This window comes from Psychrobacillus sp. NPDC093180 (assembly GCF_044754065.1).
Classification (GTDB): Bacteria; Bacillota; Bacilli; order Bacillales_A; family Planococcaceae; genus Psychrobacillus.
In genome coordinates this window covers 255,209-268,245 of sequence record NZ_JBIVOJ010000005.1, presented here as the reverse complement: position 1 = coordinate 268,245, position 13,037 = coordinate 255,209, and the positions used below count along the sequence as shown (strand labels likewise).

General features: G+C 31.3%; 17 protein-coding genes. 2 read left to right on the top strand and 15 right to left on the bottom strand.

Features of this window, described 5'->3' with window-relative positions:
* Positions 1 to 172: 172 nt before the first annotated feature.
* The 9 genes from ACIP9W_RS09970 to ACIP9W_RS09930 all read right to left on the bottom strand — a co-directional run bounded on the left by ACIP9W_RS09970 (position 173) and on the right by ACIP9W_RS09930 (position 6,793).
* Positions 173 to 607 (bottom strand): hypothetical protein, encoded by a 435-nt coding sequence (locus ACIP9W_RS09970; RefSeq protein WP_400788707.1) that lies wholly within the window; start codon positions 605 to 607, stop codon positions 173 to 175.
* Between the two features lie 200 nt (positions 608 to 807).
* Complete coding sequence (locus ACIP9W_RS09965) at positions 808 to 1,026, bottom strand: hypothetical protein (protein WP_400788704.1); 219 nt, start codon at positions 1,024 to 1,026, stop codon at positions 808 to 810.
* Between the two features lie 223 nt (positions 1,027 to 1,249).
* Positions 1,250 to 2,026, bottom strand: coding sequence for a DUF4085 family protein (locus tag ACIP9W_RS09960; protein WP_400788701.1), 777 nt, complete (start codon positions 2,024 to 2,026; stop codon positions 1,250 to 1,252).
* A 437-nt stretch (positions 2,027 to 2,463) separates the two neighbouring features.
* Complete coding sequence (locus ACIP9W_RS09955; RefSeq protein WP_400788699.1) at positions 2,464 to 2,790, bottom strand: hypothetical protein; 327 nt, start codon at positions 2,788 to 2,790, stop codon at positions 2,464 to 2,466.
* A gap of 340 nt (positions 2,791 to 3,130) precedes the next feature.
* Positions 3,131 to 3,421 carry a DUF1871 family protein gene (locus ACIP9W_RS09950; RefSeq protein WP_400788696.1) on the bottom strand — a complete coding sequence of 97 codons (291 nt, stop codon included), beginning with the start codon at positions 3,419 to 3,421 and terminating at the stop codon, positions 3,131 to 3,133.
* A gap of 139 nt (positions 3,422 to 3,560) precedes the next feature.
* Complete coding sequence (locus tag ACIP9W_RS09945) at positions 3,561 to 4,217, bottom strand: hypothetical protein (RefSeq protein ID WP_400788693.1); 657 nt, start codon at positions 4,215 to 4,217, stop codon at positions 3,561 to 3,563.
* 120 nt (positions 4,218 to 4,337) lie between these two features.
* Positions 4,338 to 5,024: a hypothetical protein gene (locus ACIP9W_RS09940; protein ID WP_400788691.1), complete on the bottom strand. Its 687-nt coding sequence runs from the start codon at positions 5,022 to 5,024 to the stop codon at positions 4,338 to 4,340.
* Between the two features lie 164 nt (positions 5,025 to 5,188).
* Positions 5,189 to 5,614: a hypothetical protein gene (locus ACIP9W_RS09935; protein WP_400788689.1), complete on the bottom strand. Its 426-nt coding sequence runs from the start codon at positions 5,612 to 5,614 to the stop codon at positions 5,189 to 5,191.
* Between the two features lie 324 nt (positions 5,615 to 5,938).
* A complete protein-coding gene (locus tag ACIP9W_RS09930; protein WP_400788777.1) occupies positions 5,939 to 6,793 on the bottom strand; it encodes a LysR family transcriptional regulator in 855 nt (284 codons plus the stop codon).
* A gap of 123 nt (positions 6,794 to 6,916) precedes the next feature.
* Between ACIP9W_RS09930 and ACIP9W_RS09925 the strand changes: the two genes are divergently transcribed.
* A complete protein-coding gene (locus ACIP9W_RS09925; protein WP_400788686.1) occupies positions 6,917 to 7,720 on the top strand; it encodes an SDR family oxidoreductase in 804 nt (267 codons plus the stop codon).
* 598 nt (positions 7,721 to 8,318) lie between these two features.
* Here the strand turns inward: ACIP9W_RS09925 and ACIP9W_RS09920 are convergent.
* Positions 8,319 to 8,729, bottom strand: coding sequence for a DUF5412 domain-containing protein (locus tag ACIP9W_RS09920; protein WP_400788683.1), 411 nt, complete (start codon positions 8,727 to 8,729; stop codon positions 8,319 to 8,321).
* 282 nt (positions 8,730 to 9,011) lie between these two features.
* On the opposite strand from ACIP9W_RS09920, the gene ACIP9W_RS09915 reads away from it, so the two are divergent.
* Positions 9,012 to 9,218, top strand: coding sequence for a hypothetical protein (locus tag ACIP9W_RS09915; RefSeq protein ID WP_400788681.1), 207 nt, complete (start codon positions 9,012 to 9,014; stop codon positions 9,216 to 9,218).
* Between the two features lie 122 nt (positions 9,219 to 9,340).
* On the opposite strand, the gene ACIP9W_RS09910 is transcribed toward ACIP9W_RS09915, so the two are convergent.
* The 5 genes from ACIP9W_RS09910 to ACIP9W_RS09890 form a co-directional block, all read right to left on the bottom strand.
* Complete coding sequence (locus tag ACIP9W_RS09910; protein WP_400788679.1) at positions 9,341 to 9,628, bottom strand: hypothetical protein; 288 nt, start codon at positions 9,626 to 9,628, stop codon at positions 9,341 to 9,343.
* A 109-nt stretch (positions 9,629 to 9,737) separates the two neighbouring features.
* The gene (locus ACIP9W_RS09905; RefSeq protein ID WP_400788676.1) at positions 9,738 to 10,409 is read right to left on the bottom strand and encodes a hypothetical protein; all 672 of its coding nucleotides are present in this window, start codon (positions 10,407 to 10,409) and stop codon (positions 9,738 to 9,740) included.
* Between the two features lie 99 nt (positions 10,410 to 10,508).
* Positions 10,509 to 10,766, bottom strand: coding sequence for a hypothetical protein (locus ACIP9W_RS09900; protein ID WP_400788674.1), 258 nt, complete (start codon positions 10,764 to 10,766; stop codon positions 10,509 to 10,511).
* Positions 10,767 to 10,882: 116 nt separating this feature from the next.
* Positions 10,883 to 11,362, bottom strand: coding sequence for an NUDIX hydrolase (locus ACIP9W_RS09895; protein ID WP_400788672.1), 480 nt, complete (start codon positions 11,360 to 11,362; stop codon positions 10,883 to 10,885).
* 830 nt (positions 11,363 to 12,192) lie between these two features.
* Complete coding sequence (locus ACIP9W_RS09890; protein WP_400788669.1) at positions 12,193 to 12,603, bottom strand: Ig-like domain-containing domain; 411 nt, start codon at positions 12,601 to 12,603, stop codon at positions 12,193 to 12,195.
* Positions 12,604 to 13,037 lie beyond the last annotated feature (434 nt).

Below are 13,037 nucleotides of genomic sequence, written 5' to 3'. Positions count from 1 at the left end.
ATTTACTATATTATTTGTTATTAAAAGCTAACCCTGTTCAATCAAACTACTGCTTTAGTTTAAGTGTAATTTCACAATGGATTTCTGAGCTCTACTTGAGGTTTTGAACGCAAAAATAGACCATCGAAAATGATGGCCATGTTTAACTAAAGCACCCGGTAGTCCAACAGAGTTACTTACTCTTATTGTGCAGTTCAAATGACTCTTCAAAGTCGTCCCATTTTACATTTACTTTTATAACTTCGTCTTCACTTACCTTTGCCCCACCTTTTGAAGCACCTGAAGTTGAAAATATTACTGTTTGCGGGGGTTCCGTGAACTCTTCAGTGTTTTTCCCACCACTACTATTAGTTTCATATGAGTATTCAAGTTTTTGTAATGAAGACAACTCTTCTAAAGAATCTTTATATTTTAATACAAATTCAAAGTTATCTTGGTTTGAATATGTTTTTTTTCCTGCTTTTTCTCCCCATTTCTCTGTTCCTTTATAGGAGTATTCAGCTTCCCAATGTTCACTTTCTCCACTAAATCTATAATCATTATTTGTAGTTTCCGAACAAGCTGTAAAAAGCATTATTGTAAACAATAAAATCATGATTCTCTTCAAATTATCTCTCCTCCAAGAAAATGTTGAATAGAATTATCACCATTTATTAACTATATTCATCACGCTTCTAAAAAACCTTTTCTTCCGCTAAACTGCACTGTAAGTCCAATAAGAAATAAATGCTTCATCCTTCTTGAGGTAAAGCACCCGTTATCTTAATAAGAACAGAAACTTAAGAAGCCTTATCTGATTTTGCTGTTTTAGGTGTAGCTTTTTATAGCTTTTCCGGCACCAACAGTGATTAGAAGGATTAATATTATAGAAAAGACTGAAGCCCAGATATTTCCTTCTCCAAATAGGACAGTTAATACCACATCAAACGAAGGAGCGCCCAACGCACTCAGCAATGGTATTACGAAGGCTGTTGAAATAACACCCATTACGAAAGCAAATATAAATATTTTTTTCTTTTTATCCACAAGGTCCACCCCTTTACAACTATTTTATCACAATATTTATAAATGTCAGTCAATTTTATATAGTTAACAAAATAGACCGATTTGTGAACACAAGTTAAACCACACTCTTCGACTAACCTGCTGTTTTAGTTCAATAAAAAAATGCTTTACTCCTTCTTGAAGTAAAGCACCCGTTAGTTGAATAATAATAAGCAAAAATCTATCCCTTTAAGTCCGAGAATTACTAAAGATTTTTTTGGTTACTTGTAAAGGAAACTTGATCAGCAGAAATAATAAAGTCCATTAAACCCGTTTTGTTATTTTGAAGCAAGACGTGAAACTCGTATGTGTCATTTCTTTTGTATACTTCTTCATACAGCCACCATGTGTCTTCCAATAAATCATCTTGCTTTATAATATCAAAATTTTCAAAATTGACTTCAACTATATTTGTAAATCCACCTGTATTATCAAGGAATAATGTTAAGGACATATCATTCTGAACAGATTTTATTATAGTACAATCATGAAATCTAAATCTCTTAATAATCTCTTTGTCTAATGTATTAGAGGCTTCTTCTATGTATTTTCTATAATCCTCGCTCGTGGCGGTTACGGATCTTTCATTATTCTCACAAAATTGAATTACAGCGTTCATAACCGGACGAGTTGCTTTATTTAAAGCAAATACCCTTAAATCAGCTATCTGATTTAATATAGTTTCTGGTAATTCCCTTTTTAAATGCTCTTGATTATGAATGAAACCATCATGAAATTGTTCGATTATCTTATCTCTATTAAAAGGCTCATACTCGTTATTATCATCTGTATTTACTGTTTCGTTATTTTTCATTATAGAATCAATTTCTTCTTGTAAATTAAGCCAAGTATTTAACTCAGTGTTGTAAAGGTGTAGAAAAAACTCTTCTGAAAATGTTTCAGCTTGGTTTTCTTCCTCTAAAAGTAAATGAAAACTTGTTTTTTGACACAGTTCATACCATTCTTTAGTAAAATATTTCATTTTTATTTTTCTGTCCTCTCTATAGAAACTCGTTAGTACAATAAAAGAGTCGATTTGATATTTTCGTTGTTCAACTAATATGCCCCTTTAGTTCAATAAAAAATGAGTTGCTAAAGTAACTCATTGAACTTTAACTAAGCACCCGTTAGTTTAAGTACAATGTTTCATAAACTAAACTAATCCTCTTCTTTTGTACATTCTGTATATGAGTCGAAATCTTCACACTCCAATATAAGTTCACAACTCTGAGGGTGAAGTATAAAGAAAGTCTTGTGGTATCCGTCTTCAAAAGACTTTGCATAAAAAGCTGTTAAAGTTAAACAAAGAGAAACCTCCTAGAGATTCTAAGAGGTTATATGTAATCTCAAACTTTTATTTGGGAACGTTTTTTCAGCTGCGTATGTATAATTGTTCTTCTTATTTTTTCAAAGAAAAAGCTACTCACCTTTGCGTGAATCCATAAGCTTTCTTGTCTTTAAATCGTAAATTTTATAATCCATTTCCCACATATGGTCTTTGGTCACCGTAATCTCACAGTAATAAGGGATTGATTTGCCATAAGCATCAAGTTCAGGAATCTCTCTGAAACTAAATTGATCATCGGTATCAATCATATTAAATGTCGAATCAGAAGAACGACCAGATGAAGATATTTCTATCGTACATTTGCCATTAACAACATCAAAGTCTTTCGTTATTACATATTTTAAACTTGGAACAGTCATCCATAAAATTAGGAGTCCTATTAGAAAACCGCTGAGCATTTTAATCGTCGACCAAAACTTAATTTCTCTCTTTCTATACATACGAATAAAAAAAATCGCACTGCCTATAACAAATAACACACCTAAACTAAATAAAAAATAATAAATAAAAATCCCTTCCTCTCTCCCTCCCTACAATAATTACTATATTTACGTTGATTCAATTATAAAAGTTTCAAAAGCTATCATTATAACATTCCCAAGGCGTCGTTTGGTAACATTTCTTTACTTAGCGTTGTAAATCTGACGATAGTCCTTGTTGCACTAAACTGCCCCTTTAGTTCAATAAGAAAAATGCTTTACTCCTTCTTTAAGTAAAGTAATCGTTAGATTAATAATATTACTTTTTATTATGTCGTTTTTTTACATTTGGAAATTTGTTATTAACTTTGTTCCAAATTTTTAATGCATTTGGATAACAATTATTAATCGAATGTGCTTCACTAACTGAAAACATCTTATCAAAGACATTTTGTATCACTACAGCTAATTCTTCAACAGAAGTTACAGTTGGTAATAGCGAAACAATGAGATTTATTTCTGGATCATATTCATCCTCAGATGTGTAACGTAAAAGGTGCTTCGGGTCCCATTCATTAATTACTTCTTTTACAATTTGGTAGTGGTCCATAATATCCCTCTTTTAAATTGTATTTTTAGTGATTTATTCTACACCTTCTTCAACTCACCTGTTGCGTTAGTTCAATAAGAAAAAAGGCTTTACTCCTTCTTGAAGTAAAACACCCGTTATTTGATAAGCAACTTCTCTTTTAAATACCTAATGTATCTTTACCATAACCATTTTCTAAGCTTTGAACCAGTAACTCCACACAATTAACCGCATCTACCATATTTTCAAATACTGTTTGTACTACTGTTTCTTCTATTCCTTTTCCACGGTAACATATAACAAATATACCCAGTTTATAAACTCTTGTGTAATCTCTTTTTATGATAAATTGCATACCTTCCTTTTCAGAGTTTAGAAAGAAACCTGCATGAGAATCATCTAGCAAAATATTACCTTCCACCGCCTCCCATCCAAATATCCTATTAGTATTTAATTTACCCTCATTGATGATGGTCGAGAATTCTTCATATTCTTTAATTACTTGCTTCGATAAGGGGTGAGAATGTTCTTCAACTTTAAGGGGAAGTATTCCTTTATTTCTTTGTTCTTGAAGATACTCAGAAAATCCTTTATCTAATGCTTTAGCAAATCTCTCAAAATCAAATTTATAATTGTAAAAAATCGGTTGACTATTTTCGCCAAAAGTTAGACGTTCAATACATAGATTTTTCTCCTCTACAGTTAAATAATATCTCACCGCAAAACCGAAACCGTCTATTTCAGTTTTGTTTGTTTTCCCGTTCCATAGCTGTAAAAGTACATAAAAAAACGAAGGTATTGAAACGAATGCAATCATAAATATGAAATAGATATCTTGACCATCTCCATTTAATTTAATTTCAACATCTCCGTTTCTATAATCTATATCAAAACGACATGTTTATTGGTTATCCAAAAAAATACTCCTTTTGTTATCTTATTCAACTAACCTGCTGCTTAAGTTTAAGTGTAATATTTCACAATGCATATCTAATGTTTTGGACATAAAAATAGACCATCGAAATGATGGCCATATTTTGCTAAAGCACCCGTTAGTTGAACAAGGAACTGGTAATATAGAATCTTCTTTGATATTTTGTCTCTTTAATCCTATTTTTTTTGCATAATAATCAAGCATTTCAAAAACAGTTAAACGATGAAAACTTCCGTGGATAAATTGAGGTTCATTTCGTCTGTTAGGGTCTATTTTCCAAAGAGGAATTGAAACACTTCCTGTATTATCGCTAAATTCATTTATTGGAACACTGAAGTTAATATGCTCGTTATACCCATTTGCAACTGCTATTACAGTAACTTCCCCCATGTTTTTCATTAGGAACCTAGGGTCCTTGTGAACTGAAACAGGTATTTTTGCTTCGCCATCAGAATTTGTTAATTCTGTTCCAATTATCTCACCTAATGAATTTATTACAATAATTCGAGAGTTACTAATTGGTGTACCATGTTCTTCAAAAGTTGTTGTTACTTTAGCAGATAATGTCGCTACTACGGTGTTTTCATTTGTCTCTGCAAACTTTGCTTTTGTTGAACTTTCCCAATTTACATAAAACACCGTTGTTAGACATAATAGCAATAGTAAAAAAATTACTGATATTTTTTTCATCTAATCACCTACCTAATTATAAGTAGTATTTCCTTGTGATAAGACATTATTCTTATTGAAGTAAAGCACCAGTTAGCCATCCATGAAGCCTTGCTTCACCACAGAATATGGAATAAAAAATTCCATTCTTCCATAGTAGTTGAAGAAGGGAGTAGTAATCTGGTTTATTTATACTGATTAAAGTTCGTGTCGATAGGCATTACCGATTTAATGAAGGCTATATCTTTTTCGTTAACATTGGGTGCAAAAAATTCCATACCCCAATGTTCGGAATGAAAAATAGTAGTGGAATTTTTACTTAGAAAAATAGAGAACCATTTTATCTTTCCTTCCATATTTACATTGTTAGACAATAAATGTTTTACAACATCTAGTACTTTATTTCCCTTGAAAATAGTAAGGTTGTTTTCCGTGATTGTTTCAAATGAGCCTTTAAGTACTGATTTTGTTTCCTCGACAACAACTTCTTCTTCATTCCAACAATGGATTTCTATGGTATCTGATTGTGATAAAAAATAATTCATCAAAGGAACCCAATAATCAATTTTTTCATGTTCATCAGACACACTAAAATACAGTTGATATATCATTTTACTACCTCTTTTTAGTGATTTTTATATACTATATCTCAAATTTCTTCTTCAACTAAACTGCCCCTTTAATTGAATAACAACAATAAAGGCTGTCAGGAGACAGCCTTATTTTGCTAAAGCACCCGTTAGTGCAACAAGGCACTTTAGATGTTTCCAATAATACATAAGCAATTGTGGTTTATAAGATTCCTCTATTGATATAATTTGATTAAATTTAACTGAACGAACATCCTCTATAATAAATCAACCAATAATCAAAATATTACCAGTGTAAGACTCCTTGGCAAATAATTTATCTAAACAGAAAATGTCAGTAACAACCTATGAATTTTCCTTTATTATACGAACAAATTCAAATGCAACAGGGGTTAAATCATCTAAATCGTTTGCAAACACTCCAATATCAAATGATATTGTGGGACTGATAGGATATTTTGAAAATCCTCTTGCCAAAGTATCTAAGGTGTATTCCGAAATGATACCAATGCCAATAGCATCAGCCACCATATTGATAGCCGTTTCCGCATTTTGAACTAATAAAATCTTATCTGCATTTACAATTTTATTATAAGGGATATGTTCAATAATCGTTTCATAAGCGGGTTTATTAATGATCAGTGTATTGGGTGGCATATTCAAATCTATGGATGATATTGCATTATTGTCTTCAGGGAGCATAGCCACAATATGGTCGTGAATCAATGTAATAGAATCAAATTTTCCAAATGGCGAACACGAAACCGCAAAGTCTACTGTATGGTCTTCAACCATCCTAAAAATATCATTCGGGGTCCCCTCTTTGATTTCTATTGTAACATCGGGATATAGAGTACGATATTTTTTTAATGCTTTTGATACGATTGTAGACGTAAGAGAGGTAAGAGCAGCAATTCGTAATCGTCCCTCAATTAAATTATTCTCCTTATATGCTGCTTGGTAAATTCTATTATCAATATCCTGCATCTGTTTAGCCAGGGTCAATATTTTATGACCAACATCTGTTAATAAAAGTCCATTCCTCTTATCACGGAAAAACAATTTCACATTTAAATCAGTTGCTAATTTGGAAAGAGCATTGCTTACTGCTGGTTGAGTTATATACAAAGTTTTTGCAGATTTGGTAATACTTCCATATTCAACTACTTTTATAAATATTTCAAGGTTGCGGTTCAACATCACTTATTGATTATCTCCTCATCATAAAAATAGAATTTTAATTATGATGCATACTAACATATAATGTTTTCAGAAACAATAATTCAAAGCTATTGCAAATAAGATCAAAAGGAGAATGTTTTTATGAAAACAATTTTTATTACAGGAGCATCATCAGGTATTGGTAAAGCAACAGCTGAATATTTTGCAGAAAAAGGATGGCAAGTCATTGCAACTATGCGTAATTTAACAAAAGGAGAGGACTTAGCTAAACTTCCAAATGTTATAATTATGCCTTTAGATGTGACAAACTCAAAACAAATTCACGAAACATGTCAAGAAGCAATTTCAAAGTATGATATTGATGTTTTGTTTAATAATGCTGGTTATGGGTTAATGGCACCAATGGAAGTAGCAACAGAAGAAGAAATTCATCAATTATTCAATACTGATGTGATCGGAACGATGCTAGTCACTCAAGAATTTATTCCGTATTTCAAGAAGCGTGAAAGTGGAACAATTTTAACAACAACTTCATTGGCAGGAATTATCGCACTTCCATTAGATGGTGTTTATGGTGCTGCTAAAAGAGCTTTAACATCGATGTGTGAATCTATTTATTATGAATTAAAGCCATTTAATGTTGCAGTAAAAGTCATGATTCCCGGAGGAACACATACACCTTTCCAAGTTCCCCATAAAGATGTTACAGGATATGAAAAGGCATCAGAGAATCAAAGAAAGTATCTTTTGGATGGCAATGCACAATTCCCATTAGCTGATGAAGCAGTTGAAGTAATCTATACAGCTGCAACAGATGGTAAAGATAAGATTCACTACCCAACGGATAGAGTATGTCAAAAACTTTATGATCAATATATGAATACAAACATTGAAGATTTTAAAATTGATTTTTATCATTTGCTTTTTGAAACAGAAAAACACTAAATGGTGAATCGCCAACATTTCGGAAGTTTTGTACGCTAAGCAAATTCAAACATAAAAAAGTCGAATTCCCCTGTACATTAAGGAACCGACTTTTTTATTTGACTTCTTCAAGTAAAATGCCGCTTTAGTTTAAGTGTAACATTTCACAATGCATATCTGAGATCAACTTAATGTTTTGAAGATAAAATATTGCCCATCAAAATGATGGCCAAATTTTGTAAAGCACCCGTTAGTGAAAAATTATATTCAATCTATCTGGTAAAAATCCTTGAATTTCAACCACGTTTCATACCAAAATGTTTTTTGTTTTAGAGGTTTTTCTATCTCTATTTCCTCTCCATTTTTAATTATATACACTGTATTATCATTAGTTTTCATCTTATCTCCAAAATTAAAAACAATGTTAAAGCAGTCCTTTTTATACTGGTTTTCTCTTTCATCCGACCATTCTGCCTTTTCGATTGAGAATCTACTTTTCAAGTTTAAATCAGTCCTTTTTGTTATTCGTGATTCTTACATCAATTGCAATGTTATATAGTGAAAAATCCTATTCCTTCTTGAAGTAAAGCACCCTTTAGTTTAACAAGAAGGGAAAATCTTATTGATTTCTAAAATCAAATTTGTCCCTTCGCACATCTAACGTATGTCCATTAATTATTACTGTGTTATTGTCTCTCCAAGAAATATCTGCGGAATCTTCTCGATAGTTCCAATAGATATTTTTAGTTTTATTATCTTTATCATTGAATACCAACTCACCACGAACAGAATATGCCGTTGTTGCCCCTCCATTGGTGACATATGCTTCTATTGTGTACTTTCCATTAGGTGATATCTCTTCAGTTAGATATTCTCCAGTTGGTAACCTATTCATATCAAAGAACGCCCAATAAAATCCATATCCGACAAGTGCAAGAAATAACAAACCAAAAATTAAGAGAACCTTTATCAATGTATTAAATTTCTTTTTCTCATATTTAGCATTTGATTTATTATGTTCCAAATCCATTTTCCCCCTGCCCACTAAGATTAATAGAAGATTCTAACCCTTGTAATGAATACGTTAACCAACCAATAAAGTTCCAATTACATATAGTTCAACTAAACTGCCCCGTTAGTGAAATAAGTAGAACGAGCTGTCTTGGCAGCCCTACGCCATTCAAGTAAAGCACCCGTTAGTTGAATAAAGACCTATTCTTCTACTGCACATTATGGTCGAACTATGACACATTCTTTACATATTATAAACACTCAATTAAAATTGGTAAGTGTTCTTATAAGGAGTGGAAATATGTTTAGAAAAATATGGATTAATTTACATTGGATTGCTTTGTGCATTTTATTATTGCTTGTAATCCCAATTGCCATAATGAATAATTTACATACAATTGAAGGTGGGCAACTTGGTCATGACATCATCATGGTTTCATTAAACATTTTTTTTACTTGGCTTCTATTTAGAAATAAAGATGCTAGATATGAAGATGCAAGAAAATAGAGTTGTTGCTCATTATGTGTCAAATGCGACATAGAACCTCAACGTCTCTTATTGAACTAAACTGCCCCTTTAGTTCAATAAGAAAAAATGCTATACCCTTCTTGAAGTAAAGCACCCGTTAGTCAATTTAATCTATCGTTTAAAAGTCCTTTAAAACGCTGCCGTTCTTCTTTGTCCCTTAACAATTTTCTAACCATTTTTCTCGATGAGAAATATCGCCTAAATTCTTTATCTCCATCTACCAATTTAAGTATAGATGGTTCATTAAGCATTAGTTCTTGGAACCAGTATTTATCTTTAACTAATCTTATATTAACTTCAGTCTTTTCTTCTTTTGAAAGGGTGAGGTACTTAACATAAGAAAAAACATCTTTAATTATTCCCCATATTGCTTGTTCGTTTGTCTTCATTTAGTTCCCTCGTTTTATATTTTTGTTGTTCAACTAACCTGTCCCTTTAGTTCAATAAGAAAAAAGCTTTACTCCTTCTTGAAGTAAAGCACCCGTTAGTTGAAGAATATCAACTGTGTATAGAACCTACTCTTGCAATATTTATTAAGTCATTTTCAATTTCAATATCTCCAACAATTCCAAGAGGATTAGGGATTTTTTTATATTCTTCCTCACTTATTTTCTGGCAGTCAAGAATAGGTAAAGTACTATTCCCTACACTTTTATAGAATTTATCCATAAATTTTGTTGCATATTCTATTTTGCTTAACTCGTTTTTGTCCATTATCTGCTCAGAATAACTACCAACAAATTTCCAACTATAATCAAGTATTGAAGCGATACCTGAATTAGCAATATATGTGAAATGTTTTTTCTCTATTAGTTCGTGTATATTTGAAACTTTAAGCGACTCATTAGTAAAGGTGTTTAGAAACCCAATGACAATATCATCATACTTATTTAATTTTAAATCCCCTTGTAAAACAACACCATAAGCATATTTATTAATTTCTTCTAGGTAAATTTCAAATACTTGTCTTGGGAATATATTTCGGAATTTTTTAGTTTTGTTTTTTAGCTTTATTTTAACTTCATACGGAAACTGTCCCCCATAAATCCTCTGGTCAAGATTGAGTGCTTCTAAAATTATATTTTCAAGCCTTTCAATATCCGCTTCAGAATTATTCTGCTTAAATTCTTCAATCAATAATGTACTAATTTCTGATATAGACTTGTTCAATTTAACCCCTCCTTAATTCCCTCTTTACATCTATAATAAAACAAATTCTTATTGAACTAACCTGCCCCGTTAGCTTAATAACTCCATAATTCAACAAAACTATGGTTTCGACTTATTTCTTTTCATTTGATAAAAAATTATAGCAAATACAACCTGAATTAAAGGGACAAATTTTGCCCAAGGAAAAGGCGGATAACCACTAAAAAACCAAGCATCAGGATAAAGTAAAATTGCACTTAACAACATCAAAATCCAAGAACGCTTAATGAGTGCATATACAAAAATAATTACTGATGCTATAAGCAGAGGATAAAACAAACCTAATGGACCCAACAAGCCCCCCATAATTTCTTCCAAGCTATAACCTCCCCTATTTTTTTCTTTTCCTACTTAAAGTAACCTGCCCCTCTAGTTCAATAAGAAAAAAAGCTTTACTCCTTCTTGAAAGTAAAGCACCCGTTAGCTTATAAGGTTTATCGATTTGTTTGCCCTTCATATGAATAATGCTTAGATAAGAATTCATCCAAAATAACTTTATGACTTTTAACAATATTCTTTGGTAATTCATTAGGATAAAAGAAATCAAATGTTATCGATTCAGATTTATCTATGTCTAATTCTCCTTTAAAACCGTCTGAGTAATAAGCGATTGTAACAACATAGAATTCATCACCATTTTCGGCTTTTATATAATTCTGTGGTCCTGAATAAACGTTTATTAGGTTCAGTTTATCAACCTTTAGACCAGTCTCTTCATATATTTCCCGTCTGGCAACATCTTCAGTAGATTCTCCTAATTCCATTAGTCCTCCTGTAATTCCCCACATTCCATTTGGAAACTTTCGCAGTTGTAGTAACAACCTGCCCATTTCATCAATAATGACCGTAACGGAACCCACGAATATCAAAGGTCTATGACCAACTAATCCCCTTAAATCTTCCACATATCCCATAACTAATAACTCCTTCGAATAAATATTATTCCCAATTTCTTAGTGAAATGTCTATAGCAACTCTTAAAGTAAAGCACCCGTTAGTTGAAGAAGAACAGAGACGTTTCTTAAAATAATCGTCCGATTGAAAAATCGAAGGTTATTGAAGCTGGCTCGTACTTAATTTTCATAACCCTCTACGTTGAGAGATTATTTATTAACTTAAAAGTAATTCAGAAAAGAATAATCCAAAAGATAAACCTAACATTGAAATAAAAAAGTATAACAACTTCATTTTCATTGTTTCGTCATTGAAAACCATTCCTGAATAGCGATACACCCAATAAAATATTGGTAAAACCACAACAATACAAAAAATATTTTCAAAAGAAAAACTAAGAGTAAATGTGGTGCTGATCGTGGATAGAAGGCCCCCTAGACATCCAGCAACAAAACCGATTGTATAACCACCTAATAAAAAGTGTTTTAATTCAACTTTTCTTTCCAGAACTTTCACCTTCTTAAAACTGTTTTTTTAAACAAAAGATTTTCTTACAAGTTAAACAACATTATTAAACTAACCTGCCCCTTTAGTTCAATATGAAAAAAGAGTTTGCAACTGCAATAGCTCTAACTCTTTCAATATCTGATAAGTCCATCTCTCTTATTAGCATAATTCATCTCCTAAATTTATTTGATTACTACTTAACTATAACTATTCATTTTCTGTATAAACCTTCTTCAACTAAGCTGCCCTCTTTAATTTCAATAAGTAAAAGGCTTTACTCCTTCTTGAAGTAAAGCACCCGTTAGTTTATTTATCATAATTACTTAAATAGGAGTTATAGACGTTATAGATTATTGATCGTTGAGAAATGTATTCGATATTGTTTGGGCTTATCTTGATTCCCTGCGTGTTCCAAATCTAAATCTCTATCAAAGTAGATATCATATGATTTTCCTTTTAGATCCCCCCCACTTGGTGGTTTTATTAACATAGTTGTAGAATCTTTAGCTTCTACTGTCACACTGACTTTATTTTTATCTTCATCTAAAACATAAATGGATTTTTCATTAATAATATCCTTATTCATTCCTTTATCGAAAGTAATAACCCAATTATGATTTAAAGGTATATCAGATTGATTCATACTAGCCATTACTATATTTTCTTGTTTTTCTTTAGTGTTTTGATTATAACTAATTAAACTCCCTACTCCTATAATAAGAAAAGCACCTAAAGCAAGAACTATCTTTTTCATATTATTTCCCTCCTTATTTATTGTTTAACTATTCTATATATTACCACATTTACTGCATTTACCATTATAAATTTATTATTTTCTCTTCAACTAAACTGCTTTGTTAGTGAATTCCCATAAAATAGATAACCATAAAATTATGGAAATATTTAATACAATAACATATCAATAGTTTTCATAAAATCAACATTATCCTTAATTTTATATCCTGTACTACTTTTATGTGGAAATACAATTATATTTTCTTCAACGAATAAATACAGTTGGTCTTCTTGGTTTGATGTTGATACTATCCTATATTCAGCATCGAATGGAGAATAAGAATCGTCCATTCTTTTTAGGTTCAATTCTTTTACAAATAATTGAATTTCTTTAGACGTATCTATTTCAGTAAAATTTATATTATTAATTCTCTCTATACTTAGTCTCGTATC

Coding starts and splice junctions, on each gene's coding strand:
- ACIP9W_RS09960 (WP_400788701.1), bottom strand. CDS start 2,026: ATGAAATATTTTACTAAAGAATGGTATGAACTGTGTCAAAAAACAAGT.
- ACIP9W_RS09955 (WP_400788699.1), bottom strand. CDS start 2,790: ATGCTCAGCGGTTTTCTAATAGGACTCCTAATTTTATGGATGACTGTT.
- ACIP9W_RS09950 (WP_400788696.1), bottom strand. CDS start 3,421: ATGGACCACTACCAAATTGTAAAAGAAGTAATTAATGAATGGGACCCG.
- ACIP9W_RS09945 (WP_400788693.1), bottom strand. CDS start 4,217: ATGATTGCATTCGTTTCAATACCTTCGTTTTTTTATGTACTTTTACAG.
- ACIP9W_RS09940 (WP_400788691.1), bottom strand. CDS start 5,024: ATGAAAAAAATATCAGTAATTTTTTTACTATTGCTATTATGTCTAACA.
- ACIP9W_RS09935 (WP_400788689.1), bottom strand. CDS start 5,614: ATGATATATCAACTGTATTTTAGTGTGTCTGATGAACATGAAAAAATT.
- ACIP9W_RS09930 (WP_400788777.1), bottom strand. CDS start 6,793: ATGTTGAACCGCAACCTTGAAATATTTATAAAAGTAGTTGAATATGGA.
- ACIP9W_RS09925 (WP_400788686.1), top strand. CDS start 6,917: ATGAAAACAATTTTTATTACAGGAGCATCATCAGGTATTGGTAAAGCA.
- ACIP9W_RS09920 (WP_400788683.1), bottom strand. CDS start 8,729: ATGGATTTGGAACATAATAAATCAAATGCTAAATATGAGAAAAAGAAA.
- ACIP9W_RS09915 (WP_400788681.1), top strand. CDS start 9,012: ATGTTTAGAAAAATATGGATTAATTTACATTGGATTGCTTTGTGCATT.
- ACIP9W_RS09910 (WP_400788679.1), bottom strand. CDS start 9,628: ATGAAGACAAACGAACAAGCAATATGGGGAATAATTAAAGATGTTTTT.
- ACIP9W_RS09895 (WP_400788672.1), bottom strand. CDS start 11,362: ATGGGATATGTGGAAGATTTAAGGGGATTAGTTGGTCATAGACCTTTG.
- ACIP9W_RS09890 (WP_400788669.1), bottom strand. CDS start 12,603: ATGAAAAAGATAGTTCTTGCTTTAGGTGCTTTTCTTATTATAGGAGTA.